21 protein-coding genes, 1 tRNA gene and 2 pseudogenes are annotated in these 25,540 nt (G+C 62.6%); 7 read left to right on the top strand and 17 right to left on the bottom strand.

Annotated features, from left to right (window positions below; translation table 11 throughout):
* Window positions 1-242 precede the first annotated feature (242 nt).
* From ACTDXD_RS14725 to ACTDXD_RS14695, 7 genes are all read right to left on the bottom strand, one after another.
* Entirely contained in the window at window positions 243-1,079 is an 837-nt protein-coding gene (locus tag ACTDXD_RS14725; RefSeq protein ID WP_440127654.1) for a mycofactocin-coupled SDR family oxidoreductase, read from the bottom strand.
* A 91-nt stretch (window positions 1,080-1,170) separates the two neighbouring features.
* A complete protein-coding gene (locus tag ACTDXD_RS14720; protein ID WP_440123071.1) occupies window positions 1,171-1,866 on the bottom strand; it encodes an SRPBCC family protein in 696 nt (231 codons plus the stop codon).
* Window positions 1,867-1,896: 30 nt separating this feature from the next.
* Window positions 1,897-2,367 carry a (2Fe-2S)-binding protein gene (locus tag ACTDXD_RS14715; protein ID WP_440123070.1) on the bottom strand — a complete coding sequence of 157 codons (471 nt, stop codon included), beginning with the start codon at window positions 2,365-2,367 and terminating at the stop codon, window positions 1,897-1,899.
* A complete protein-coding gene (locus ACTDXD_RS14710; protein WP_440123069.1) occupies window positions 2,360-3,235 on the bottom strand; it encodes an FAD binding domain-containing protein in 876 nt (291 codons plus the stop codon). The genes ACTDXD_RS14715 and ACTDXD_RS14710 overlap by 8 nt, the downstream gene beginning before the upstream one ends.
* Window positions 3,232-5,571, bottom strand: a complete 2,340-nt coding sequence (locus ACTDXD_RS14705; protein WP_440123068.1) for a xanthine dehydrogenase family protein molybdopterin-binding subunit — start codon at window positions 5,569-5,571, stop codon at window positions 3,232-3,234. Before ACTDXD_RS14705 ends, ACTDXD_RS14710 begins: the two co-directional genes overlap by 4 nt.
* Window positions 5,572-6,114: 543 nt before the next feature.
* Complete coding sequence (locus ACTDXD_RS14700; protein ID WP_440123067.1) at window positions 6,115-7,281, bottom strand: cytochrome P450; 1,167 nt, start codon at window positions 7,279-7,281, stop codon at window positions 6,115-6,117.
* Between the two features lie 146 nt (window positions 7,282-7,427).
* Entirely contained in the window at window positions 7,428-8,090 is a 663-nt protein-coding gene (locus ACTDXD_RS14695) for a TetR/AcrR family transcriptional regulator (protein ID WP_440123066.1), read from the bottom strand.
* 164 nt (window positions 8,091-8,254) lie between these two features.
* On the opposite strand from ACTDXD_RS14695, the gene ACTDXD_RS14690 reads away from it, so the two are divergent.
* Window positions 8,255-8,452, top strand: coding sequence for a ferredoxin (locus tag ACTDXD_RS14690; RefSeq protein ID WP_440123065.1), 198 nt, complete (start codon window positions 8,255-8,257; stop codon window positions 8,450-8,452).
* A gap of 203 nt (window positions 8,453-8,655) precedes the next feature.
* The gene (locus ACTDXD_RS14685) at window positions 8,656-8,958 is read left to right on the top strand and encodes a hypothetical protein (protein WP_440123064.1); all 303 of its coding nucleotides are present in this window, start codon (window positions 8,656-8,658) and stop codon (window positions 8,956-8,958) included.
* 119 nt (window positions 8,959-9,077) lie between these two features.
* Here the strand turns inward: ACTDXD_RS14685 and ACTDXD_RS14680 are convergent.
* The 3 genes and pseudogenes from ACTDXD_RS14680 to ACTDXD_RS14670 all read right to left on the bottom strand — a co-directional run.
* A pseudogene (locus tag ACTDXD_RS14680) lies at window positions 9,078-9,299 on the bottom strand (hypothetical protein); the annotation flags it as partial.
* A 550-nt stretch (window positions 9,300-9,849) separates the two neighbouring features.
* Window positions 9,850-10,938 carry a phosphotransferase family protein gene (locus ACTDXD_RS14675; protein ID WP_440123063.1) on the bottom strand — a complete coding sequence of 363 codons (1,089 nt, stop codon included), beginning with the start codon at window positions 10,936-10,938 and terminating at the stop codon, window positions 9,850-9,852.
* Between the two features lie 574 nt (window positions 10,939-11,512).
* A complete protein-coding gene (locus tag ACTDXD_RS14670; protein ID WP_440123062.1) occupies window positions 11,513-12,229 on the bottom strand; it encodes an SDR family NAD(P)-dependent oxidoreductase in 717 nt (238 codons plus the stop codon).
* 763 nt (window positions 12,230-12,992) lie between these two features.
* Between ACTDXD_RS14670 and ACTDXD_RS14665 the strand changes: the two are divergent.
* A pseudogene (locus ACTDXD_RS14665) lies at window positions 12,993-13,286 on the top strand (AraC family ligand binding domain-containing protein); the annotation flags it as partial.
* Between the two features lie 6 nt (window positions 13,287-13,292).
* Entirely contained in the window at window positions 13,293-13,871 is a 579-nt protein-coding gene (locus ACTDXD_RS14660; RefSeq protein WP_440127653.1) for a helix-turn-helix transcriptional regulator, read from the top strand.
* 257 nt (window positions 13,872-14,128) lie between these two features.
* On the opposite strand, the gene ACTDXD_RS14655 is transcribed toward ACTDXD_RS14660, so the two are convergent.
* The 4 genes from ACTDXD_RS14655 to ACTDXD_RS14640 all read right to left on the bottom strand — a co-directional run bounded on the left by ACTDXD_RS14655 (window position 14,129) and on the right by ACTDXD_RS14640 (window position 19,160).
* Window positions 14,129-14,392, bottom strand: coding sequence for a WhiB family transcriptional regulator (locus ACTDXD_RS14655; protein ID WP_440123061.1), 264 nt, complete (start codon window positions 14,390-14,392; stop codon window positions 14,129-14,131).
* Window positions 14,393-14,707: 315 nt separating this feature from the next.
* Entirely contained in the window at window positions 14,708-15,703 is a 996-nt protein-coding gene (locus ACTDXD_RS14650) for an MBL fold metallo-hydrolase (RefSeq protein WP_440123060.1), read from the bottom strand.
* A 385-nt stretch (window positions 15,704-16,088) separates the two neighbouring features.
* Window positions 16,089-17,372: an amidohydrolase family protein gene (locus ACTDXD_RS14645; protein ID WP_440123059.1), complete on the bottom strand. Its 1,284-nt coding sequence runs from the start codon at window positions 17,370-17,372 to the stop codon at window positions 16,089-16,091.
* A 132-nt stretch (window positions 17,373-17,504) separates the two neighbouring features.
* Entirely contained in the window at window positions 17,505-19,160 is a 1,656-nt protein-coding gene (locus ACTDXD_RS14640; protein ID WP_440123058.1) for a bifunctional fumarylacetoacetate hydrolase/alpha/beta hydrolase family protein, read from the bottom strand.
* A 74-nt stretch (window positions 19,161-19,234) separates the two neighbouring features.
* Between ACTDXD_RS14640 and ACTDXD_RS14635 the strand changes: the two genes are divergently transcribed.
* A complete protein-coding gene (locus ACTDXD_RS14635; RefSeq protein WP_440123057.1) occupies window positions 19,235-19,987 on the top strand; it encodes a FadR/GntR family transcriptional regulator in 753 nt (250 codons plus the stop codon).
* A 929-nt stretch (window positions 19,988-20,916) separates the two neighbouring features.
* Window positions 20,917-21,099: a hypothetical protein gene (locus tag ACTDXD_RS14630; RefSeq protein WP_440123056.1), complete on the top strand. Its 183-nt coding sequence runs from the start codon at window positions 20,917-20,919 to the stop codon at window positions 21,097-21,099.
* Window positions 21,100-21,933: 834 nt separating this feature from the next.
* Here the strand turns inward: ACTDXD_RS14630 and ACTDXD_RS14625 are convergent.
* Window positions 21,934-22,008: transfer RNA gene (locus tag ACTDXD_RS14625), tRNA-Thr, on the bottom strand.
* 122 nt (window positions 22,009-22,130) lie between these two features.
* On the opposite strand from ACTDXD_RS14625, the gene ACTDXD_RS14620 reads away from it, so the two are divergent.
* Entirely contained in the window at window positions 22,131-23,753 is a 1,623-nt protein-coding gene (locus ACTDXD_RS14620) for a threonine/serine ThrE exporter family protein (protein ID WP_440123055.1), read from the top strand.
* A gap of 9 nt (window positions 23,754-23,762) precedes the next feature.
* Here the strand turns inward: ACTDXD_RS14620 and ACTDXD_RS14615 are convergent, their stop codons facing one another.
* Together ACTDXD_RS14615 and ACTDXD_RS14610 are read right to left on the bottom strand one after the other, a co-directional pair.
* Complete coding sequence (locus ACTDXD_RS14615) at window positions 23,763-24,002, bottom strand: MbtH family protein (protein ID WP_247272680.1); 240 nt, start codon at window positions 24,000-24,002, stop codon at window positions 23,763-23,765.
* On the bottom strand, window positions 23,999-25,387 hold the full coding sequence (locus tag ACTDXD_RS14610; protein WP_440123054.1) for a lysine N(6)-hydroxylase/L-ornithine N(5)-oxygenase family protein: 1,389 nt from the start codon (window positions 25,385-25,387) through the stop codon (window positions 23,999-24,001). Before ACTDXD_RS14610 ends, ACTDXD_RS14615 begins: the two co-directional genes overlap by 4 nt.
* Window positions 25,388-25,540 lie beyond the last annotated feature (153 nt).

The following is a 25,540-nucleotide window of genomic DNA, read 5'->3' as shown; positions in this document are numbered from 1 at the left end:
CGAACAAGAGCAATGCACTGCTGCACAGCGCTGAGGCGAGCTTCGGATACGGTGCGATTCGACGCATGATCGACCTCTCGGATTTGACGCACAAACGAGTCGTGTGGATGGCGCGGACTGCAGAATGTATTCGGTCACTATAGACCGAGTGCAGATCGAATTACTCTGTGCCACTTGGGAAGCGCAGCACGACGTTAGATGGGTTCGGCCGTGGCGCCCGGAGCCTCCTCCTGTGACGACTCCTATTTGAGCAATGATCCAGCATCGATCGGCAGGGCGACACCGGTGATGAATCGAGCATCGTCGGAGGCGAGAAACAGCACCGCCGAACTCACGTCATCTGCATCGACCCACGGAGTCGGCAGCACCTGGCCGATCTGGGAGGCTTCGGCGAAGTCGTCCTTGGTTGGGTTCGGCAGGTCGGGACGAAAGAGCCGGTAGGTTTCGTCGTTGAGGAGCATCGGTGTGCTCACCTGCGTGGGGCACACGGAATTGACCCGGATACGTTTGTCACCCAGTTCCAGCGCAAGGGTCCGCATCAGGCCGATGACGCCGTGCTTCGCTGCGATGTAGTGGCCGATATGCTGTGCGCCGCGCAGGCCTCCGACGGAGCTGGTCAATATGATCGATCCCCCTCGGCCACCGGCCACGATGTGGGGAGTGGCCACCTTCGTGGTGGTCCACACGCCCGTCAGGTTGACGTCGATCATGTCGCGCCATGCCTTCTGGGTCATCTCGTCGAGCATCGCACCTTCGCTGGCCAGCCCTGCATTGGCCACAACGATATCGAGCCGACCGAACTTGGCAACGCCCTCGCGAACGGTCTCGGTCATGACATCTTCGTCGCGAACGTCCGCTTCGACGGCATGGATGCGACGTCCCAGCGCCTCAACCTGCGCTGCGGTTTCGGCGAGGTCGTCTGGTGTCGACATCGCAATCTTGACGCCGTCGAGTTGCTTACAGACATCCACTGCGATGATGTCGGCACCTTCCTTGGCCAAGCGCACCGCGTGGCTCCGTCCTTGCCCGCGAGCCGCACCGGTGATGAAGGCTACTTTCCCTTCGAGTTTCCCTGACAATCTGTGCCTCATTTCTGTACATGAGCGCCTCTTTTGAGTCGCTCGCTCCGGCCGGATTGGCGCATCCGGTTGATCCACGCGAATTTGAGAATCAGTTAGCCGACCGGTGACGCCTCCGAATCAAGAGCGGGATCATCAGTGCGACCGACGCCGCCGAAACGATCACCCCGATGGCGCGACTCCGGCTTCCTCCGATACTCAGGAGGTCTATCGGCGGTGCAGCAGCAGTATGGTCGGCGACGTGGGTAGAACTGTCGTGGCTTGCTTCCACGTCCGCGAGGTGGGTGTCGACCGATGGACGCGAATCCGGGCTGTCCGAGGCCCCCGCGCTCGAAGTTCCTGCAGATGCAATGATCTGATCTGCGAGGTTAGTGGCGAACTGCTCGAGGAGCTTGTTGGATACCTCGGCGAGCGCTCCCCGCCCGAATTGCGCAGGCTTGCCGGTGATGTCGAGTTCTGTCTCGACGAACACGTCGGTACTGGCGCCCGATTCGGACATGCGACAGGCAATGACCGCGCTTGCCGTGCCGTTTCCGCGGGCTTCTCGGCCGCTACCTTCGAAGACCACTACTTTCGTGGCTTCATCCGTGGCGCGCACTTCGATGATGCCGGTGTATTTCAGTGCGATGGGACCCACTTTGACCTTGAGGTTTCCGGAATACTTGTCTCCGTCGTGGGATGTGATGGTAGCTCCGGGAACGCAGGGAGCGACTCGTTCGATATCGAGCAGTACACGCCAGGACTCGTCGATGGGAACGGCGATACGGAAGGTGTTCTCCAGTTTCATTCAGATCCTCGTATTGGTCGAATCAACGGGTCAGGTGGTGATCGACGCGGCGCGGATGGCGGCCACAATGCCTTGATAGCCGGTGCAGCGGCAGATGCTTCCAGAAATTCCGTCACGGATCTCTTCATCGGTCGGGTCGGGATTATCCCGTAACAATGCTGTAGCGGTGACAATGAAACCCGGGGTGCAGAATCCGCACTGGAGGCCGTGGTGTTGGCGGAACGCTTCCTGGATGGGTGCGAGCGTGCCGTCGGGCGATGCGATTCCCTCGACGGTGGTGATGCAGCTACCGTCGGCCTGGACTGCGAAGAGAAGACATCCCCGTACGGCCTCACCGTCCATCAAGACCGTGCACGCGCCACAGACCCCGTGCTCGCACCCCACGTGCGTACCGGTCAATCCGCAGTTGACGCGCAAGAAGTCGGCCAACGTCAATCGGGGCGGGACGGCTGAGCGCCTCACTATGCCGTTGACCTCGATCGCAATGTCGACGTCAGTCATCTGTTGCCTCCTCGAGAGCGTTCTTCAACGCGCGTGCCACCATCGTGGCTCCGACTCGTGTGCGATACGCAGCGGAACCGTGCAGGTCGGCCGGAACCGACTCCAGGCCGGATACCGCAGAGTGGGCGACGTCGCGCACCTGCAGTTCGTCGATCGAGCATCCGACGAGGGAGCGCTCTGTGGAAGTCGCCCGGGTCGGCATCGATCCCAGGCCGAAAAGTCCTATGCTGCAGTTCTCGACTCGCGAATTGTCGTCGACCTTCACAGCTAGGCAGGCGCCCGCCAGGGCGAAGTCGCCTTTGCGGCGTGAGAATTCGTTGATTGCGAACCCCCATCTTCCCTCTCGGATCGGAAAAGTGACCTTTGTCAGGACTTCGTCATCGCGCAACGCGGTCGTCCACATTCCGGTGAAGAACTCGGAAGCCGGTATCGTTCGCCTACCGGCGGAGGACAGCGCCTCGATCTCGGCATCGAGAGTGAGTGCCACCGCGGGGTACTCCGCTGCGGCATCGGCGTGAGCGACCGAACCACCGAGTGTGCCGCGATTGCGGATCGGGAAGTGTCCGATCAGCGGGGTGGCCCGAGAGAGTAATGGTACTGTTTCGAGGACAGTGGTGGACCTGCCGACTGCGGCTTGACTTGTGGTGGAACCGACTACGACAGAGTCGGAAACATGCTCTATTCCAGCAAGGTCAGTGAGCCCTCCGATATCGATCAGGTGCTCGAACACTGCCAGTCGAAGGTTGAGCATCGGCATCAAACTCTGACCACCGGCGATGAGCTTGGCGTCTTCACCCAACTCTGCCAGGAGTTCGGCAGCTTCCTCGGGCGTTGTGGGCCGGTGGTATTCGAACGCGGAGGGTTTCACCTGTCTACCGCCTGAGCGCGCGCGGCATCGAGCATGTCGATGATCCTGGACGGACTCAACGGCAGATGATCGACCTCGACACCGAACGGCGCCAGCGCATCGGCGACAGCGTTGACCACCGCCGGCGCCGATCCGATTGCTCCACCTTCGCCCACGCCCTTGTATCCGCCTGGACCGGGTCCGGGAGTTTCGATGTGCCCCAACTCGATGACCGGAACCTCATGGACAGTGGGGAGGAGATAGTCCATGAACGTCGTGGTGATCGGGTTCCCCGTGTCGTCGTAGGCGAGATGCTCGTAGAGAGCGCCACCGATGCCTTGGACAGTCCCGCCGTAGATCTGCCCTTCGACCACGTTCGGATTGATCATGGGGCCACAATCATCACTCACTATGTAGCGCAACAGCGTTACCTCGCCCGTTTCGATGTCCACCGCGCATGTGCACACGTGGGTTGCGTTCGCCCAGATCAGCGGACTCTGCGCTCGGTATCGTTCGCTGACCTCGAGGCCGGAGGGAAGATCCGGCGGGAGAGTCAGGGTTTGGAAGTAGGCGATGTCGGCGATGTCGGCCAAGCTCAGTTCCCGGTTCGGGACACCCCGAACAGTGGCTCGGCCCTGCCGGAATTCGATATCGCCGGGGTCGACTTCGAATGTGTGCGCAGCGATAGCCAGAATCCGCTCACGCAGGAGCCCCGCGGCCTGAGCCACGGCGCCGGCAGTCATCGAACCCGATCGGCTGCCTCCGGTTCCGGCGCCGAAGGGAGTGATCGCCGTGTCGCCCTGCACCGTATTGACATCCCCGATCTCGACACCGAGCGCGTCGGCGGTCAATTGGACCACCGTCGTCTCCAGACTGTTACCGCATGAGCCACCCGCAACGTAGACGTTGACCTTGCCCGACGGCTCGATCCGAATGGTCGCGCCCTCCGTGGCGTGGTACGCAGTAGCGCCAGTGGTGGGTTCGAGGTATGTGCAGGTGCCGACCCCGATGTACCGACCGTCCTGACGCGCGAGATGCTGCTCGCGGCGGAACGCCGGGTAGTCCAGGATGTCGAGCGCCTGCTCGAATGTCTCACGCGGTGTCGCATCCGAGTACGGCATACCGTTGGGGTTCGATATCGGCAGTTCGTCGGCGCGCAGTAGATTACGCCGACGAAGTTCGATCGGATCGATCCCGAGGCGCCGCGCCGCAGTATCGAGCACCACTTCTCGGGCCATGGATTCGAATTGCCAGGGTCCGCGATAGGCCCCTCGTCCGACTGTGTTGGAGTACACCAGCTTCGTTCTGAAGGTGGCGTCAGGGATCCGGTACGGACCAGGGAACAGCATGCCGACTACGCCGCCTGCGGTCATGGGCGGTGTGATCGGGTAAGCACCCACGTTCTGCACGTGTTCGAGGTCGGCGGCAAGAATGATTCCGTCTGCATCGAACGCGAAGCGCCCGGTTCCATGTTCCTGGCGGGCCATTCCTGCAGACATCAGATGCTCTTGCCGATCTTCGATCCACTTGAGTGTGGCCCCGGCCTTCCTGGCGGCCAGCATGACGCAGATCTCCTCGCGCTGAGGTACCACTTTCTGCCCGAATCCACCCCCGGTGTCCCGCACGATCACTCGGACGTGGTGTTCGTCGATTCCGAGGACCCGTGCGCATACCAATCGAACTTCATGCGGTGCCTGAGTAGATGTCCAGACCGTCATATCGCCCGCTGCTGCCGACCACTGCGCGACTACTCCCCGGGTCTCCATCGGCATGGGCATGTGGGCCTGCTGGTGGAGGGTCTGCTCGACGTCATGCGCAGCACTGTCGAAGAGGGACTCCAAATCCGACAACGGTCGACCGGCAAGTTCGCCGGCCAGATTGCATGGAGCGTTCGCGTGCACGAGTTCGGGGTTCTCATAGGATGTTTCGTAATCGATCACCGGAGTCAGCGGCTCGTAATCGACGAGGACCCGCTCGGCCGCATCCTCCGCCACGTAGCGATCGGCGGCGATGACGAGGGCGACGGGATCTCCGACGAACCGGACTTCGCCCTCGGCGAGTGGTACACGGATCAGGGGATCGGCGACACGCTCTGCGGTGTACCTGAACTCGTGTACGCCGGAATTCAGGTCCCCAGCATCATAGATCGCGGTGACCCCATCGATGGCGAGGGCCTCCGAAATGTCGACGTCGAGAATCCGCGCGCGAGCATAGGGGCTACGCACGAAACACACATGTTGCATGCCCGGAAGGGAGATATCATCGACGAATGTTCCTGTACCGGTGAGCAAACGAGCATCCTCGATCCGCGGAATCCGGGCACCGACCGAATTGCCCGGCTCGTCGATGAAGGTCATCGGACTGCTCGCCCTTCCACCGCTTCCGGCGCGGGCATCGCCAGGCATCGAAGACTGGTGGTGGTCACTTGGTTCCTTCCGATACGTGCCGGTCACGAACCCCGTATCGCCTTCCTGCATAGAAGGACTCACATAAGGGGGTGGGGAACTGCATGGGCGTGAGAACGTTCTGAACATCGATAAGACAGAGGTGGGCGCACTGCCATGCAGTCACAAGGGCTGATGGGACTCACGTCTTGCCTGGTTCAACGATACTTCTTGGTCAAGTTAGCGGTTGTCCGAAGTGGTGTCAATCATAGATTCGTCAGTGCACTTGTTCACAGTCGGGTCCGATAAGCGTTGACAGCAAAAGGATATAGAGCTTTCGAACAAGCCGGGGGACGCCACAGAGCACAGAGGGCGCGGCGGCTCAGGCGTGGCGGCACGCAACCGATGCCGTCTCAGGGCAGGTGTAGAAGCGCCGATCCGGTCACCAGATACGTGCACAACGCCCCGGCTGCGAGACTATCCTGCAGGGCTACTTCGGCCGTGAAGCAGCGTGCTTCAGTCCCATGCCACGGGCAGTGAATGAACCCCGAAGACCACCATGTCGGTCCGGAGCGGAATCTCTGCGGCTGGGACTGCGAGTCGGAGGCCCGGCAGTCGTTTGAACAGTTCGATAAGCCCCACCCGCAGCTCTACACGCGCGAGCTGCTGCCCCAAGCACTGGTGTATGCCGTAGCCGAAGGCCATGTGCCCGGTGTCGCGCGGTCGGGTCACATCCAGCTGGCCGGGCTCCGGCCAACGCTCTTCGTCCCGGTTGGCGGTGGGCAACGAAATCACGACCGTATCCCCGGCCGGAATCTCGACCCCGCCGAGGGTGATGTCTTCCAACGCGATGCGGGTCGGGCCGGTATGCGAGACCGAGAGGTATCGCAGCAGTTCCTCGATAGCCGCGTCGATGAGTGTCGGATCGTTCCGGAGCGCAGCGAGCTGCTCCGGGTGCTCGAGTAAAGCAAAGACGCTCAGTGCAAGCATGTTCGCTGTGGTCTCGTGGCCGGCGCCGAGAAGTGTCACGCCGATGTCGATCAACTCGGCGTCGGTCAGCGGTGGATCGGCGGCCAGTTCGCCGCTGATCAAGCCGGAGAGCATGTCGTCACCGGGCTCGGCGCGTTTTGCGATGACCAGATTTCGCATGAACTCCCACAGTGCGATCCCGGCATCACGCTGCTGTTCCGGAGTGTTGTTGATGTTGAGGGTGATCGCGCTCCGCTCCTGGAACTCTGCCCGGTCTTCGTACGGCACTCCGAGGAGCTCGCAGATCACCAGGGATGGTAGAGCCAGTGCGAAATCTGTCACGAGATCGGCGGTGGTGCCGGCGCCTTGCATGGCGGTGATGAGTTCGTCGGTGATCTCGTGCACTCGCTGATCCAGGGCACGCATGCGACGCACAGTGAACTGGCTGGTGAGCACTTTCCGTAGCCGCGAGTGCTCCGGGGGGTCCATGAAGATGAACATGCCGTCGGTGCGCTGCAGGTCCGGCTGGGCGGGACAGCTGCCGGCCGTCACCTGTTCGGAGGTCAGGGACATGGCATTGGCATTGCGCACCACATCGGAGCTGAGGCGGATGTCCGAGATGGCGTTGCGAACTTCTTGATAGCCGGTAATCAGCCAGACGTGTGCGCCATTGAGCAGCGGCACCTTCGCGACCGGGCCATGTTCCTCTTGCAATCGGAACCGTGCGGCGGGCGGATCGAAAGGGCACCCGGTCCTTTCGGACATTTCGGGGGGCAGTGGTCGTCGGCCGGTCAACGATCCGATCGGGGCGGTCGTCTCGGTAGCTTTCACGGGCTGTTCCCTTCGTTGACTGTGGGTTCTCAGTGGGCGTTTCGGGGGTGACGCGGGGCGGTGAGCAGTCCGGTGATGGCGTCGGTGATGGCCTCGCCGATCATCTGCCAGTCGGCCGGGGCCCCGATGGTTGCGGCAAGTCGCTCCTGCTCGGCGCAGGTATGCATGACCGCCATGCGCATGGCCTGCCTACGCACAAGGGACTCGGCCGGTGGAAGCTCCGGCACACCGGCCCAGGCGTCGTAATCGGGGGTCGGTACCAGGTTGCCGGTCAGGATTTCATCGCGGAAAACCGGATCGACGGCAACCTGGGCATTGAATCGTGCATTCCAGCTGGGATTACCGAGTTCGGCCAGGTGCTCAGTGTAGGGCAGCACGAGGCTCGCCAAATGGTCGCGAGGATTGGTCGAGCCGCGCACTTGCTCCGCCATCTCGCGTGCGCGGGCAGCGACCGGCTCCCCGTGTTTCCGCACGATGGCGCGGATCAGATCCGCACGGGTGCCGATGTGGTACTTCAGCGCAGAATTATTGCCTTGCCCGGCCGCCTCGACAATGTGGCGCATCGACACCAGGGACAGACCCTGTTCGGCAAACAACCGTTCTGCGGTGGTGAGTAGTAGCTCTCGCGTGGCCTCGCGCTGTTCCTTGCGTGAAACAGGCCGAGGGGAGTCGGGGGACGAATCGTCGGTCATGAGCAACATTCTGTCGTCCATGACGATCCGCATGTTCCCACCTCTCAACTTTTCTCAGACAGACATCTGACTTATGTTGTACCGTACCCGTGAGGCACATCACATGACAATAGTTCTCACCGATCAATATGCGTCAAACTCGAACGACTACAAGGAGATACCCAATGAAGGTGGTCGCTGATACTCAGAAGTGCATCGGCTCCGGGATGTGCGTGCTGCACATGCCGGAGGTGTTCGACCAGCGTGACGACGACGGCGTAGTGGTGCTGTTGACCGAGAACCCCGGGCCCGAACTGCACAACGACGTCCGGGAGTCGGCCATCGCCTGCCCGGCTTCCGCTATCCATATCGTCGAACCATGAACCGTGTCGTGACCGTCGGCGCCTCCGCGGCTGGTCTTGCTACCGTGGAAGCGCCGCGCCGAATGGTCACCAAGGCAAGATCAGCCTGATCGGTGACGAACCGAGTGCACCCTACGACCCGACCTCCGCTATCCACACAATGGCTCGCCGGAGAATGGAGCACCGACCGGCTTCGCTTGCGAAAACCGGAAGACCTGGAGGCGTTGGACCTGGATTTGCGTCTCGGTGCGCCCGCCACCGATGTGGACCAGGTCAGGCAGACGATGACCGTGGCCGACGGCGACTCAGTGCAATACGACCAACTGGTGATCGCGACCAGTGTCCGGCCGCGCCGCATGCCCGGAACCACGAACCTCGCCGGCACAGAATTGTCGCTCACCGACGGTGTGGTCTGCGAACAGTACTGTGCCGCAACCCCCGTGGTGCATGACGACAGCGACGTCGCGCTGGAACAACCCATTCCTCGACAGGTCGATGCGCATCGAACATCGGACACATCCGGGTGAAAGCGCACTCACCGTCGCGCATAACATCCTGAATCCAGGCCGCCCTCGGGCGCTTGCTGCAACCCCCGACCTCTGGTCGGACCGGTACGAGATGAACCTGTCGTAAACAATCACGGGTGTCGACCGAGAGTGCGTTCCGAGCACACGACGGTGGCAATTCGCTCGTAACCGCTGTCGTGTACCAGCACGGAGAGCACATGGTCCACCGCCAGGTCCGGAACGCGAAGGCGGTGACAGCCCGGTGGATGCGCTGGGGTGAACTCCGGTCGGGCATCGATGTTGAGTTGCGCGGCGAACGCGGTCCCCTCAGTGGTTCGATGAGACAACCTACAACAGGGAATGGATGTTCCGGAGGAATCATGAGACTTCAGCAATCACTTGATACACCCGGAGTCCGTGCCCCGACCCGCGTTCACCACGAGCATCCGCCGCGTCCAGCTGCCCGATCTTTCAGCTGCGGCACCGACGCCGAGGCCGGTTCGAGAACAAGATGTGGCTGCGATCGTACAACTGGCCTGCGCGCTCGTCAGACGCTCACCTGAACGACCATCCCGCACGGTGCGGGAAACAAAAGAACTAGGGCGGCGACTGTGGTCGATCGCCGTGCGGATCACCCGCCGTGCCTAGTACCGCGGTAAACCACGCCGCCCCAGCAACATCGGTCAAGGTCCTGGTCTCTGCGCTGAACCGACTCGATACGCTACAAGCACCGGTGCAACCAGCGGAGACGTATTCGACCGCATGAAACGACGTTGTCGCCTTCGAGGCCGTGGACCTCGAATTCACCCGACCGTGTCGGGCAACTGGCCCCGGCCGTATACCGAATCCATGATGGCAAAACCCAATCCCAGCACGCTCAGGACGGTGCACAGTCCGCGCGAAGAATCGAGGCTATTCTCTTGACAGGGGCGCCAGGTATACTTCCGGCGAGAGTGCATCGTGGTCGGCGACTGCTGTACCGAGCCGGTGTAACAGGATTTCGATCAGGTTCGGCGCGACCTTCGTCGTAATCCCCCAAAGGAAGAACCCCCGCAGTATCCCTCGGCTCATCGCTCGCCACGCAACGTCCCGTGAAGGTGGAGTGATGCCCTGAGCCGCAAGGCAATCCAGATAATGCCAAAGAAGGTCCTTCTCACTGCCGCGCCGGTCATTCACAGTCAGAGCGGTAGCAATGTGCGTCCCGACGTCGAGGTACCACATACCGCGCTGCACGAGCTGCCAGTCAACCAGGCTCAATGCCCCCGCAGCATCCAAGAACGTATTACCAACATGGGCGTCGCCGTGGATGACGCACCAATCCGAAGATATCTGTTCCGCTTCCAAGGAGGCGACCAGTGAGCTGTACGCACGGGTCAGCCGAGGCGCGTCACTGACTCCCTCAGGGACTCGTCGGCCGTTCGGGCCGTGAAAGTTCCCAGCTATCCGAGCGGTGATCGCATCACCACCCCAAGCCCTCAACGCACCCGCCAGGTTCGAAGTCAGCCAATGCTTCTCAGACCACGCAGAGTTACCCCAGGTTGATGCGTGGAGTTTAGCGAACTGGCTCAGGCTATCGGCTACCTGATCTGGACTGATGTAGCTGGCAGCGTCAAGAAATGCGCCTCCTTCAGCCACAATATCTTCGGTCACCACAACCCCGTGACGCGCAGCGGTGTCGAAATCCGCGTACACACTTCGTAGCGTTCGCACGCCACTATCTGCCGCGAGGTCTCGGTAGAAGCAAGCTTCTCGCTCACCCACGAATCGAGCCGCACGACTCTGTTCGTTGAAATACCCTTTGACACACAGCCGTGAAGACAAGCCCTCAGGGATTCCCCCCTCGCACACGATGGTGAATCGCGCGTTGGTCGACACCCGGTCCACAACAGGTCCCGGTATCACTTCTCGCACAACAATCCCTGGGAAACGTGGCTGCAATGCGGAGGTCAGCCACTGTGGGGACGTCGCCTGCTCCAGGGTGTCGGGGACCACTGCAGTCATGAGCGAACCAACTTCGCGCAAGCACTCGTCCGCGGCGCCGATTCAGGCGATCCCGCGTTTCGCCCACTAACGCGCCTGCATGTGGTAGAACGTTGTATCCTCATAAGGAGAATGTAATACTCGCGAGCAAATATTCCAATGGCTCTCCGAGATTCCACGGAAGCTCAGGTTCAGACCAGGATGCTGTCCCGAACCTCGACAGTGGCAGTGAAGACCTCGGCGATGCGGCTCCACAGTGTCAGCGCTCCAGACACCGCAACCGCTTGAGGTATGGCGCAGTAGTCGCGCGGGTCCGAGTCTTGCACAGGTTGCGAACGCGGAATATGGCGCACGCGTATGAGTTACTTGTTGCCGCATCGTGATCGGTGTTCACCGCGGATCGAGGATTCAGATCAGCGGGTGACCGGCGCGAGGCCGACGTAGGCGACCGGATGTCCGACGGTGTCGAATTGTCTGCCGGAGGTTCGGTGATGGGCGAGCGCTGGTGCTGACCCGACTCCGGGGCGTCGAGGCCAGGACCGAGCGAAGAGGTCGGAACGCTGTTATCCGAGCACCCAGCGCCCTTGGGGAAGGGTCAACGCGTAGTGAAGGCGCCGCCGTTCACCTGCAATGTCTGACCTGTTATATGCGCGGCGCCCGGTGATGCCAAAAAGTATGCCAGTGCAGCAACGTCTTCGGGTGTTCCTCGCCTCTTGTTCTGTGTGAGGGATACCAGGTCACGCTCTCTCTGCGCGGTCAGTTGACCTCTGAAGAACTCCGTGTCGGCGATGAATCCGGGGGAAATAGCGTTGGCCGTGATCCCTCGGTGGCCATATTCCTTTGCGAGGCCGACTGTCCAGGAGCTGACTGCGGCCTTCGCGGAACCGTACGATCCGGATCCACTCTCCGCAGCGGCAGAGCCGATGTTGATGATTCTTCCATTGTCGTTGATGCGTGGCCCCAACTCGCTGACCGTCAGCACTGCGGTGACGACGTTGGCCACATAGTTTTCGAGCCACGCATCTCGTACACCATCGAGCCCCACTGGTGATGCTTGGTCGAAACCTGTGTTACCACCAGCGTTGTTCACGATGACATCCAAATCGGCCGGGATCCTCCTTGCTGCGGACGATACCTGTTCAGGGCTGGAATGGTCACAAACCACGTATGCGATATCCAGTTCTTCCGCCGTTGCTCGCAAGGTGGCTTCAGTTCGGCCTGTGATGACAATCCGAGCGTCAGCAGCACTCCGGAACTCTCTGGCGATGGCCTTCCCGATACCAGTGGCTCCGCCAGTTATCAGAACGTGCACAAAGACCTCGATTCTTCATTCGGATTTCTGAACCCCGCGCAGAGCGGTCGTCGCTCCACGGGTGAGTGGTGTGGGTGGTGCGGTTGTGCATTGTTCTCCGACAGGGGCATTCGGACATAACGTCAGGTGTGACACGCACTGCGGCGCGGGCGCTGTCCTAGTCCGGTCGGCGATGGGCTTCGGCGATCTCCTCGTGTTCATCGCAATACTCGCGACGAGATCTGAGTTGAAAGTATGTTACTCGAGCCCACCCAGATAGGCTGCCGGCGCCTGCCTCTGAGCGGCCGGCTGTCACCAATCGGGACGATGTCACGAAAGAACCAACTCGAACTGATCATATGGGGTTGGCTTACAGATTTCCTTGCACACCGATTATCGGTGCTGACGATCACAGACTCTCACCCTATCGAGACCAATACGACCCACAATAACGCAAGTCGCTACCGCCGCAGACTGTCCGCGGTCGGACAAGGGAGCGAAGGCGGCATCGGGCGGTTCCACGCACGCAGTCCGTCAGCGCTGTAGATCGCCACCCGACCAACAAAGGGTTCCGCGACCCACGAAGGAATACAGATGTGTCCGCGATGGCCGGAGCAACTGGTGACAGCACCTACTGCCCGCCGCTGTGTCCCGTAGAGCTTCACCGGAAGTTCTGCTCATACCCCTGTGACCGCGAAGTCACGAAGCGCATGCCTTTGGACTATTCTCGGGGTGATCTGCCTTGTTGTGGTGCGTGATCGGCAACCATGTGGAGAGGTAAGGGATGCGAGACTCCCATGTGCTGATGTTCGAGGCTCGAGGGCGTAGCTCGCGGTCCGCATCGATCGATGTGCAGTCAGTCGAAGCCGACAATCCACGAGTACAGACGGGCCCGCATGGGCACAATGATCTCGAGTTGTTGTACTTTCGGACTGGTTCGGGCCCGCACATGGTGATGAATCGTCCGGTGCCTGTGGCCCCGGGCGATGTAGTACTGCTGCCTCCTGGGGTGGTGCACGATCTGTCTATGGTGGACGACGCCACCGGATGGGCGGTGGAATTTTCGCCAACCGTGCTGGAAGGGATGACTGGACTCGGTCAGTCGTTGCAGCTGTGGCGGTCGAACCCGCTGCTAAGTCCGTTCCTGGCGGCGGAATCTGGGGTGGGCGCCGGTCTCTTTCATGTCGAGGTCACCGACCGACCCCGATGGGAGGGATTGTTGCAGGGGCTCGACGTAGAGTTCCGAGGGCTCCGTTCCGGTGGTGATCTGGCAGTGCGCGCCTATCTGCTGTTGGTGTTGCTCGAGGTGGCCAGGTTGGCCGGCGATGTGGAAGGAGAACTGAGGCACCGCCAGGAACCGGTGCTGGCGGACGCATTCGGGGTGATCGAAAAGCACTTCGCGCAGGAGTTGTCGGCCCGGGATGTGGCCGACGCGGTGGGGATGTCACCGGGGCATCTGACCACGGTGGTCCGAGAGCGAACGGGTCGGACGATCGGTGAGTGGATCACCGAACGTCGGATGACGGAAGCACGGCTGTTGTTGTCCGGTACCGATCTGTCGGTGGAGACGATCGCTCGCCGGGTAGGTTTTCGGGATCCGGCGTACTTCAATCGCCGTTTCCGACAGGTGCATGGTGTCTCGCCGGGGGTGTGGCGCAAGTGATGAGGTGATGAGAGTGGCGCGTGCGATGTCGGGCAAAGGGCACCGAAGTTTGCCGTAGCGCTCATCAGCCCGGACAGTGCCCCGGCGAGCACCGTGGGCGTAGCGACGTTGTGAGCGATGCACCGGGGACGGTACCGCCGGGCAGAAGGGCGGAGATGGGTGCCGCGGTCACGACGGCAAGGCCTGTTCCGCTGAGGCGTTACAGGAGCGCACCGCACATGACTGCTGGGGAGTGCGAAGGATAGATGCCACAGCGCTCATGCGATCTGCCGGTGTCGCCGGACTCTGCGTCGATCGGATTCGGTCAGTCCACCCCATATACCGTGAGGTTGTCCGGTGTCGACTGCGAAACGTCGACAGTGCTCGAGGACCGAGCAACGAGAGCAGATGCGTCGAGCCATGCGCTCTCGCCTGGTCCGGGCGCCGTAACTTTCCGTCGCAGGGCCGAAGAACGTGTCGATGTCGAAGCCGGTGCAGCGAGCCTGGACGCGCCAATCGAGGAAGGTGTCATGTGCGTTCACTCATTACGAAGATCGGTCTCGAGGGTGACAGGTGTGCGAGCGAACCTGCCGCGTCGACGGCTGCGGACGGCACAGACGCCGCAAGTCCGAACGCATGTCGAGAGTAACCGGGAATCATTCTCGATCGCGGTGGTTAAGCGTTGGTAGTACTCGTCAGAACCGATGCCGAAACGGATGAAGATTTCTGTGTCGGGTCCACCGTTCCACTGGAGCCAGCGGACGGCGAAGTCGACCATCGCAAGCAGATCGAAACTAGATCACCCATCCGTGTTCGACGGGAGGTGCCACCTGCTCAGTGCAGGGTCACCCGCGTAGTCAGCTGGTGCGGGCGCCGATACCGACCTGCATCAGGTCCTCGCCGACAATGAGGTCTCCGGAGAATCCGGCGGAGGCGGCAAGCCAGCGTTCACGGGGGTTGTTTCCCGGGGCCAGGTGGGACAAGACAAGCGACTTCGCACCAGCTTGTTCAGCGATGGGGCCGACCTGCTCGATGGTGGTGTGGGAATGCAGCAGATGCTCGATGAACCCCTCTTCTTCCGGGCTGTACGGTGGCTCGCCGTACAGAGCACGCACCCAGTCGGCGTCGATGACTTCGTGGACGAGGATGTCGGTCTCCTGAGCGAGACGGACCAGATTCGGGCTAGGTGCGGTATCCCCGGAGAACGTGATGGATCCGTCGTCCGTGTCGAAGCGGAAGGCGAAGGCAGGGTAGACAGCGCCGTGGTCTACGAGGGTCGCGCTGACTTTGACGCGGTCGTCTTCCATGATGACGAAGGGGTCCATGTCGGGGAACTGGTTATCGTTGGCGCGCGCCCCGACCTGAGCGGGAATGTCGATGTCGTGGGTCCGGATCAGGTGATCGAGGGACGGCTTTCCGGAATCACGGAGCCGGTCGTTGATGTCGGTGGCGAAAGCCTGGGTGAGATAGGTGGTCATATCGACAGTGCCGGGCGTGGGATTGTCCGGGTTGACGGCAGCGACATCGCTGGGTCCGGTGATCGCCGGCAGTGCACCGCGGTCTCCGGGGCCGTAGACACCGACCGGTTCGGGGCCGGGGAGGCCGTGGTACCAGCCGGACAGCACGATGTTGAAGTAGTCCATGGTGTGGTCGGAGTGCAGGTGGGTGAGAAATATGTCGCGCAAACCCTCGTACCCGTGGAAATCCCCGCTTTGTCCGAGCTGTGCCATGCGCAGTTGATGGGCCACCCCCATTCCGCAGTCCACGAGGTAGAACGCGTCACCGACGACGACGGCGGTGGCGATGCCGTGCCGGGCTCGGTCGCTGCCGTTGTGCGGGTCGATCCATGTCATCGGACCGCCGGCAGTGCCGAGCAGGACCGCTCGAGTGCGATACGAACGTGCCTGCTGGACATAATCGAACGAGGGCGCAGGCGTCTGCGCCGAGCTGGAAGCAGTAGAGGGGGCACAACCGGCGAGGGCGGTCGTCGCTCCCACAGCCATGACCCCTGCCAACAGTCCACGGCGGGACAGTGACTGCCTGTGGGCCTGGTGAATCACATTGCACATGAAAGATGTCCTTCACAAGGAGCGATATACCGAACTGTGGCACCGAAGATGGGTGTTGCGGTCGTCATAGTGAGCGCCGAATGTCGAGAGCCTGTATCGATCGGGTTGCCTGGCCGTACTACCGCTTCCCGGCTCACCGGACGGTGAGCCGGGACACCGCAGAGTGGGGTCAGGCCGGCACAGGGCTGCCGTGGTGGATCTCGTGGACCTCGCGGACGCCGCGCTCGATACCGGTGCCCGGGTCCTTGTGGAATACCCCTTCCTTCATGATTCCGACGATGCGGTCCTTGTCCTGCAGGACAGTGATGTCGGCCAGCGGGTCGCCGTCGATCAGGATCAGATCAGCGCAGTAACCGGGCTTGATCTGTCCGAGTTCGTCAGGCATCCCCATGATTTCGCCACCGAGCTTGGTTGCCGACAACAGAGCATCCTTGGGGCTGAAATCGAGCAGGTTCACGAAATGCGCGAGATCGCGGGCGTAGGTTCCGTGAGGTGTCCACGCGAATCCGTAGTCGCCGCCGGGGAGCACACGAATGCCACGAGCCTTCATTTTCTTGAGCCCTTCGATGGCGCACTCGAGTTCGTAGCGGTAGCCCGCGGCTTCGGCCGCTTCGGGCGGGTAGCCGAACGCTCCGGCATCCTCGAGGGTTGCCACGAGCCAGTTGATTCCGGGTGCAACGAAAATGCGGTCCTTCTGTGCCTCCATCATGTCCAGGCCTTCCTCGTCAGTGAAGGAGGCGTGGTAGATGATGTCGACGCCGTTGCGCAGCGACATTTTCACACTTTCGCCGGAGCGGGCGTGGCTGCACACCCGAAGTCCCCGGCGGTGTGCTTCGGTGACGGCCGCGGCGGTTTCCTCGTCGGAGAAGTAATTGTCCTTGGCATGCTGGTTTCCGGTGATGTCTTCGCCGGACATCGACAGCTTGACGAGGTCTGCGCCGAGTTCGACGTTGCGGCGCACCGCTTTACGCATTTCCTCCGGCCCGTCGGCAAAGGCGGTGATGCCATTGACCAATGCGCCGCCGGTCACGGCGATCTCCTGGCAGTTCGCCAGGTAGCGTGGGCCGGGAATCTGGCCGCTGTTGATGGCGTCTCGGATGACCACATCCAGTCGTGGCTTGGCGGCAGCGGCACCGACGCACATGGTGTAGCCGTGGTCGATGTAGGTCAACGCGGAGCGGGCCGAGAGCAGGGTGTGTTCCTCGACGCCCATCGTTCCGAGGCCGGGCAGATCGGCGGAGTTCGTCCAGGAGAAGTGGGTGTGGGCATCGCACAGGGCGGGCATCAGGAACTTCCCTCCGCCATCGATGATCCGCGCGCCGGTGCGGTCGACGGCGCCGGTGCGGGCGGTGACCTCGGTGATGCGGCCGTCGGCGACGCGGGCCTCGCCGATGTAGGGATCGGCATCGGTGGCATCGAAGATACGGACGTTGGTGAACACAGTGGTGGACATCGGTCCACCTCCTTTCGGGAAGCGCAATGGGGTGAGCGAGAAGGTGGCGCCCGGGGCGAGGCCGTCCCACAGGGGGCAGGGTCGGCTCCCGCCCCGGCGTGCGCCGGTCGGTTGGCTGCAGGAGTGTGCTGGTCAGCGGCTCAGGAAGTCGACGAGCATCGCCGTGACGCGGGCGGGGTCCTCGACGGTGTGCCAATGGCCGACGCGGTCGAGAATCTCGAGGCGGGAGTCGGTGATCGACTCGGCCAACTGCTCGTTGACGGCAGTGGGACTGACCTTGTCCTCGTCTCCGGTGATCAGCAGGGTCGGTGCGACGATGTCGGTGAACTTCGGTTCGGTGGCGGCGGCGAGGGCTTCGCAGGCGTTCGCGTAGCCGGCCGGGTCCTGCCCGAGCAGCAGTTCTCGCACTGCGGCGACGGCGACCGGGCGGGCGGCCTTGGTTTCGGTCGAGAGTGCAGCGGCGACGATGGTGTCGGCCACTGCCTGCATGCCGCCTTCTCGGACGGTGCGGGCGCGGGCTCGTGTGGCGGACTGTGCCTGCTCGTTTTGGGCCCGCACCGCGCCCAGCAGCGCCAGATGCCCGACCCGGTCGGGGTGGGTGGCCGCGAATGTGGTGGCGACCAGGGTGCCCATCGAGTGAGCTACGAGGTCGACTTGGTCGAGTCCTTCGGTGTCGAGCAGCGCGGCGAGTTCGTCGACCCAGTTCTCGATGCTGTTCGGCCCGAGCGCCGGGGAACGTCCGTGGCCGGACAGGTCGTAGCGCAGCACGGTGTGTTGCTCGGCCAGAGCCTCGACCTGCGGTTCGTATACCGTACTGGCGCCGCCGAGTCCGTGGATCAGCACTACAGCGGGGCCGCTTCCTGTCTTCTCCACGAACAGCCGGCCAGAGCCGATTCGGGTGAGAGCCTCGGGTGCGTCGACACCCGCGATCACATTGCGTAGTTCGCCGAGTCCTGGGGCAGAGACGATCATCTCGTCGCCGGGGGCCAGATACTTCGGCGGGTCGAATCCGATTCCGACTCCGACGGGTGTGCCGGTTGCGATCACATCTCCGGGTTCCAGGGTAATTCCTGCCGAGAGGGTCTCGATGATGGTGGGCACATCGAAGATCAGCTGGGCAGTGTTGGCGTCCTGACGCAACTCACCGTTGATGCGGGTCTGCAGCTGCAGGTCGTCGATGTCGATCTCGTCGACGGACACGGCCCACGGCCCCATCGGACAGAACGTGTCGAGCGACTTGCCGATGAACCATTGCTTGTGGGAATGCTGCAGGTCACGGGCGGTGACATCGTTGATCAGCGTGTAACCCCACACGTAGTTCATCGCCTCGTCCTTGGAGACCTTCGAGGCGCGCTTGCCGATGATCACGCCGATCTCACCCTCGTAGTCGAGGGTGGAAGTGATGTCGACGTGCGGGTCCACCAGCTCACCGGAGGCGATCACTGACGCTGCCGGCTTGGTGAACACCACGGGGTACTCGGGGACCGGATTGGTGTTGTTGTCCGTGGCATCGAAACCGCTGCGCGCGAATTCGGCAGCATGTTCGGAGTAGTTGCGTCCGACGCAGAAGATGTTGCGGTGCGGGATGATCGGGGCCAGCAGCGCACCTGCCGTGGCGGTGTCGTCGGCTGCGAGTCGGGCAAGCGCGTCAGGGCCCGCGGCGATGATCTGCTGCAGCGTTTCCACCGGGACCCCGGTGTCGGTGAAGGCAACCGGGCGAGCAGTGCCATTGTCATCGACCGCGCAGACGCGCGCGCCTTCGGGAGTCTGAATTCGGGAAAAACGCACGGAAGTCCTCCTGTAGAACCAATGCCGACCAATCGGCGCAATCGGATGTGAACTCCACACTAAAGCCCAATAATGTGACTCACAACACACAATCTTGCAGGCGATTCCGGCGTTGTTGGATTATTTTTGGTTGGAATTGGTTGAAAGGTGAAGTGGTGATGAGCCCGGTCGGATCGGCAGCGCAAGCGTTGCGTCACATCGAACGCCTCCTCGGGGAAGGCGGATTTCTGCCCGGTGATCAGCTCCCTACCGAGCGGGAGCTCGTCGCGACGACAGGGTTCGGCCGAAGTGCCGTCCGGGAGGCCCTACGCCATCTTGCCGAGACCGGAATGGTGACCAGACATGTCGGCCGCGGCACATTCCTGTCCAGCCCTTCAGTGCCAGCCTTCGAGATGAGCAGTATCCCTGGCCCGGCCGACATCATGGCGGCACGACTATCGATCGAACCAGCCCTCATGCCGGCCGTGGTACTCGCCGCGTCCGCCGCGGACCTCGCAAACTTGGAGCACATCCTCCACGAAGGTGAAAACGCTCCTTCTGCATCGGAATTCGAACAGTGGGATATTCGTTTCCATCACGGACTTGCCGTGGCGACTCGAAATGAGGTGCTCATCGGCATCAGCCGCCATCTCATCCGATGTCGGGAACAGCCGATCTGGGGCAGTCTGAAGAGCCGCACGTTCACTACCGGCATCCGCGATGCGTATTGCGTCGAGCACGCGGCCATCTTCCATGCCATCGAAGATCGCGATCCTGCCGCAGCCGCCAAGCACATGCGAGAACATCTCGTTCACGTTCAGCACACGTTGACCGACGGGACGCGCTGATTCCGCACCCACCCAACCCGTGCTGACCGGGACACCTTGATCGTCGGCGCATCCGTTGTTCGCCTCCGCTGTCGGGAGGACCGGCCGACTGCAGCGAGCCACGTGTGGATTGGGGATCCGGGCCCTGCACCGGTGACGCGATAACGAGCTTCTCCGGACCGGCATCTCTCAGCTGAGAGACCGCACGATGATGTCAACGCGTAGGCCGCATGAAATGTCAGCACGAATCGAGTGCGCGGAAGCCCGGGACCTCGACTTCGCTGAAGTGCACCCAGCAGCCGCCCAGAGCCTCCGCGCACTCGGGGGCACTCCATCCGTCCTCGCGGTGCCACACGCACAGCACCTCATGAAGTCATCTGTCGAGCATGCCTCTACCCCCATCGCCGCATGAAGTCAGCAAAACCGTCAGGACTGGGGGAAGGACCGTAGTCACCGGAACCGTTGCTCCCCGGCTCGGACGCAAGACCCCGACCTGGGCAAAGCCCCAGTTCGGCGCGAATTCCGGATTATGCTCGGACCGAACTCCACTGACTTCAAGCGGGAAAACTCACTGACGCCCTGTGGGGAAAGTCTGTCGACGGCACGTGAATACTGACCCCGGCACGGCATGGTGGGTTCTAGTCAGTTTTCAGGTGCCGTTGACAAAGTCCAGTTCGCCGAACTGACATCCCGGTGGGAAGTCTCAGTCGGGTTGTCAGTCTTCGCTGCATCTCGACAACACCCAAATCTGATATTCCGGGCATCTTTCTGTCCTGGGTGTTTGTCACTCACGGTTTCTGAGGGATGACCGACGTAGGTTGTCATTTACGCACCGTCTCCACCAAACCTCCTAGTGAGCGCGTTTCCTCGCACAGAGGAGTCGGAGCAGACCGGTAGCCACTGGTCTCGTGCACAGCGACCAGCCGAATACCCCACCGCGGAGCGTTCCCGTGCCCGTAGAGACGTCTCTGGCACCGTCCTCTGCCACCCAAGGCTTCACGCCTCGAGCCCACGCCCTTGCTGAAGCCAAAGCGCTCGCCCACGACCTGGCCGAACAGGGCATTCCTGTCTGCGACATCGGCGCGATCCTCGGCGTCACTTTCCAACGAGCCAGCCAACTCGTGAACTCGTAACTCCACACCACCTCGGCCGAAAACGCCCGCCTCACGAATGCGTTGAGTCGCAGTGCGTCACGGGGGTCTGGAAAGCAGAAAGGCGAACCCTGACCACTGTTTCGACTGGCCAGAGCTCATTCACTGGAGCCCCCGGTTCCCCTTTCCCGGGCGGAAAACTCCCTCGCTACCTATATCGTCTACGAGTTTCGACCGGATCGAGGGGTTCACCGACGAGCGGCGGAACGAGTATCTGTTCGCAACCGACATGAGCGAGGTCGAACCTCCAAGCAAGCCCGCGGGAGCATGTACCCGTCCCCGGTCGCATTCATCACCGTCCGCGACGGGACCGACCATCCGCCGCAAAACCCACCATCCGTCGACGTCCGGATAACTCGATCTGCCGGTAGGCAGGGCCGGTCGTCACATCCCGGGTCTGGTGAAGCCCGTCCGACGCGCTCAGGACGGCACCGCCTGCCACCTGAAGGCGACCGCAGGAACCGCGAGACGACTCAATCTCTGCAGCCCTCGTCCCCTCCGCCGACCACCATCCCGACGTCGGCGGGCCCGTTCGGGTACACGCCGCCGATCGACACTCGAGTCGCCGACGGGTTCCGGTTCCCGAACTTTCAGTGCGGCCCGCGCGGCGGCATTCATCCGCTCGTCGAACGTGCGCACGTGCGGCTCGCCGCATTCAAGGACCCGTGGGGCACATTGCCGTGGTGGTTCGAGGAGAACGCCATCCCCGACGCAGTGTCGAGAAGATGCGGGGCAAAATTTGGGCAAGAACGCGATCGGGGCCGCTCTCCCTTCCGGAGAAACGACCCCTGGCCAGCGTCGGAGCGGGTCCTGATGTGGAGCCCCCTGTCAGGATTGAACTGACGACCGCTCGCTTACAAGGCGAGTGCTCTACCACTGAGCTAAGGAGGCATTTCAAGCGCGGCCCATCATATAGTGCGTCACACTCGCCGCGCACACCCGGCCCGTTTGGCTACCGTGGGTCTCATGCGTTTCACCCCTGACTGCCACGGATTCGTAGGTGACGGTTGCCGGTGAACTTCCTCAACGACGCCGCCAATCTGATCTTCGGCAAGCGCCGCGCGACCATCGACGCGGTCACCGCCGCACCCGCGCCACTTCAACCGATCGATCTGACGGACGATGCGGTCGTTGCCGAGGCTCTGGACGTCGCTGTGCGCGTGGGTGAGGTTCTGCTCGCAGCGGGCACCGGCGCGATCGACACCTCCGAACAGGTACGGTTCGTCGCCGCCACCTACGGTCTGGCCCAGTGCGATGTCGACGTCACCTACAACTCGATCGTGCTGTCGGCCTATCGCGGGCAGACGATGCCCCCGGCCAGCACCATGCGTGTCGTGCAGTACCGATCCATGGATTTCACTCGCCTGGCGGCGGTCGATCGTCTCACCCGGAGGATCCGACGCGACGCTATCTCACCTGCGCAGGCCCATGAGGAACTCATGGCGCTCACCAGCGCGCCCCACCCCTACAACCGCTGGGTTGCAACGGTCGCGTGGTCGGGCATGGCCGCTGCGATCTCCGTGTTGCTCGGCGGTGGGTTCCTCGTTGCCTTGGTGGCCTTCGCATCGACGTTCGTGATCGACCGTGCCAACCGATTCCTCAACGGTGTAGGGCTGCCGTTCTTCTTCCAGCACGTCGTCGGCGGCATCATCGCCACTGCGCCGGCCATCACGTTGTACGGATTCCGCGAAGCACTCGGTATCGATATTTCGCCGGGGCTGATCATCGCGGCGGGCGTCACCGTGCTGCTGTCCGGACTCTCCCTGGTGGGTTCGGTGCAGGACGCCATCACGGGGGCGCCGATCACTGCGTCCGCGCGGTTCTTCGAATTGTTGATGATGACCGGCGGGATCATCGCCGGTGTGGCGACGACGCTGCGCATCGCCGAGGTGTTCGGGGCCGAGCTTCCCCTGATCACTTATGCCCCACTGCCCGATCTGACACAGCTGCCGACGAAGGTCACAGCCGGTGCGGCGGCCGCATTGTTCTACGCGCTGGCCTGTTACGCGGAGCGCCGGGCCCTCACGGTGGCCGGGCTCGCCGGCGCAGCGGGTGCTCTCGTCTACCAGTTGTCGCTGGGGCTGAGTCTCGGGCCGATCGTGTCGTCCGCGATCGCCGCGACGGTCATCGGCTTCGCCGGTGGTCTGATGGCGCGCCGCGCTCTGATCCCGCCACTCGTCGTCGCCGTTGCCGGTATCACTCCTCTTCTGCCGGGTCTGGCTCTGTACCGGGGTCTGTACGCAATGCTGCGCAACGAGGTGACCACCGGCATGACAGCGCTGTTCTCGGCGTTCGGTATCGGATGCGCTCTCGCCGCGGGCGTGACGCTCGGTGAGTGGCTCGCCCGGACGACGCGGCATCCCCGCGTTCTCCTCGGGGCCGCAGCGAGCGGGTTGCGCCGACCGCAGATGCGCCGGACCGGTTCGCGGACCGCCATGGAGGAAGCAGAAGATCGTCCCAGCGCCACCGCCACCACCGGGCCGATTCCGGTCATCGACGGCACCGGCCCCCTACCCATCATCGAAGGAACCGGGCCACTTCCGACGTCACCGATCTCCACCACCGCGCCGATACCCGCACAAAAGACGAGAGTCACGCAGCGTATTCGTCGGCTGCGTGACTCTCGTCGAATGTAGAAGAAGTGTCTAGGCGCTACCCTCGCGGGCCTTCTCGTCGGCCTCCATCGCATCGCGCAGGCTCTTGGGACGCATGTCGGTCCAGTTCTGCTCGACGTACTCGACGCACGCGGCGCGCGACTCTTCGCCGAATACCACCCGCCACCCCTGCGGGACCTCGGCGAAGGTCGGCCACAGCGAGTACTGCTCCTCGTCGTTCACGAGAACGTAGAAGCGGCCGTCTTCGTCGTCAAATGGATTCGTGCTCATCTCGCCTCACTTGTTGCGTAGGTGTGCTGGCTCGGTATTCTATCAAGCTCGCCGATCTCCGCCCGCTCCACCGATTGCCCCCGTAGTCGGCGTTCGAGGACCGAAGAGAGAACCTCTCCTGCACGAACTGCCGCATTCGACAATAGCGACGCAGTCAAACCGTGAGTCTTCTCCGTCCCTCCCAGCAGGTACACGTCGGCCGCGACATCGGCAGGCAGTTCCAGACGATAGTCGCGCGCCACCGGCGGCACCGGGGTATTCCACGCGAGGTCTCCGAGCATCGAACCGAGCGATGCCGGCTCGAAGCCGGTCGCAAGGACAACGGCGTCGCACTCCAGTGTGTCGGACGAGCCGTCCAGGCTGTTACGAATCTGCACTTCGATGCCCGTAGAGGTCTCCGTGGTGGCGAGCACCTCGGATGCGCGGCGCATGAACAGACGGCGCGGCCCACGCACCCTTTCGCGGTATTCGGCTGCGTACAGCGCTTCGATCAGTTCGGGCGCCACGACCGCATAGTTGGTGCCCTTGTGCAGCGCGAGGAGCCGCTCGCGTTCCTCGAACGGAGCCGAGTGCAGTTCGTCGACCACCTCGGGGTCGAAGATCCGGTTGGCGTACGGGCTGTCGTCGGCGGGGCTGTAACCGAAGCGGCCGAAGACGTTGTGGACCTCGGCCTGCGGATAGTTGGCGTGGAGGTACTGCACCACCTCGGCAGCGCTCTGACCGGCACCGACCACGACGAACCGCTGGTGGACCGGAGACGGCATCTCGTCGAGGTGGAACAGGAAGTCGTGGTTGTGGAAGCAGCGTGACGACTCGGTTGCCCAGGAAGGAACGCGAGCCCGGAGGCCGACACCCATCACGACCGTCCGAGCGTGCACGACACTGCCGTCTGCAGTGCGGATCGTGAACAGGTCGGCACTTCCGCGCGCGTTGCGCAGTGGCTCGACGGCCACGATGTCGGCGTCGTAGCGAACCTCGGTCCCGACCCGTCGGGCGGCCCACTGCAGGTAGTCCTGGAATTCGAGGCGAGTGGGGAAGAACGTCTGATGGTTGACGAAGTCGACCAGCCGGCCGTGCTCGTGAAGGTAGGAGAAGAAGCTGTAGCTGCTGGTCGGATTACGGAAGGTGACCAGATCCTTGGGAAACGCGATCTGCATGGTCGAGCCCTCGAGGAGCATTCCGGGATGCCACGCGAACTCGGGACGGCGTTCGAAGAAACACGCGCGGATCTCGTTGCCGAGGGAGGTTTCGTTGTGTTCCTCGATCGCGATGGCCAACGCAAGATTCGCAGGACCGAAACCGATGCCGACGAGGTCGAAGACTTCCCCATGCGGGTCGCCCTGCACCTCCGATTGACCGGTGAATGTACTTGATCGGTCGATCATCACTCAACTTCCGTAGTCGGGGGCAATGCTGCCCGCAGCCGGCTCGCCTCAACACCCCTGAACAAAGCTCAGGCTAACCTTGGTTCGGCGAGCGTACCAAGCGAAGCGCTCCCGATGGGGACCGTCGTTTCGGACACGCCCACGGCCTGCCCG

Source organism: Rhodococcus sp. SJ-3, assembly GCF_051918125.1.
GTDB lineage: Bacteria > Actinomycetota > Actinomycetes > Mycobacteriales > Mycobacteriaceae > Rhodococcus.
Note: the sequence above shows the minus strand (reverse complement) of the source record. Positions and strands in the feature narration are given on the sequence as shown.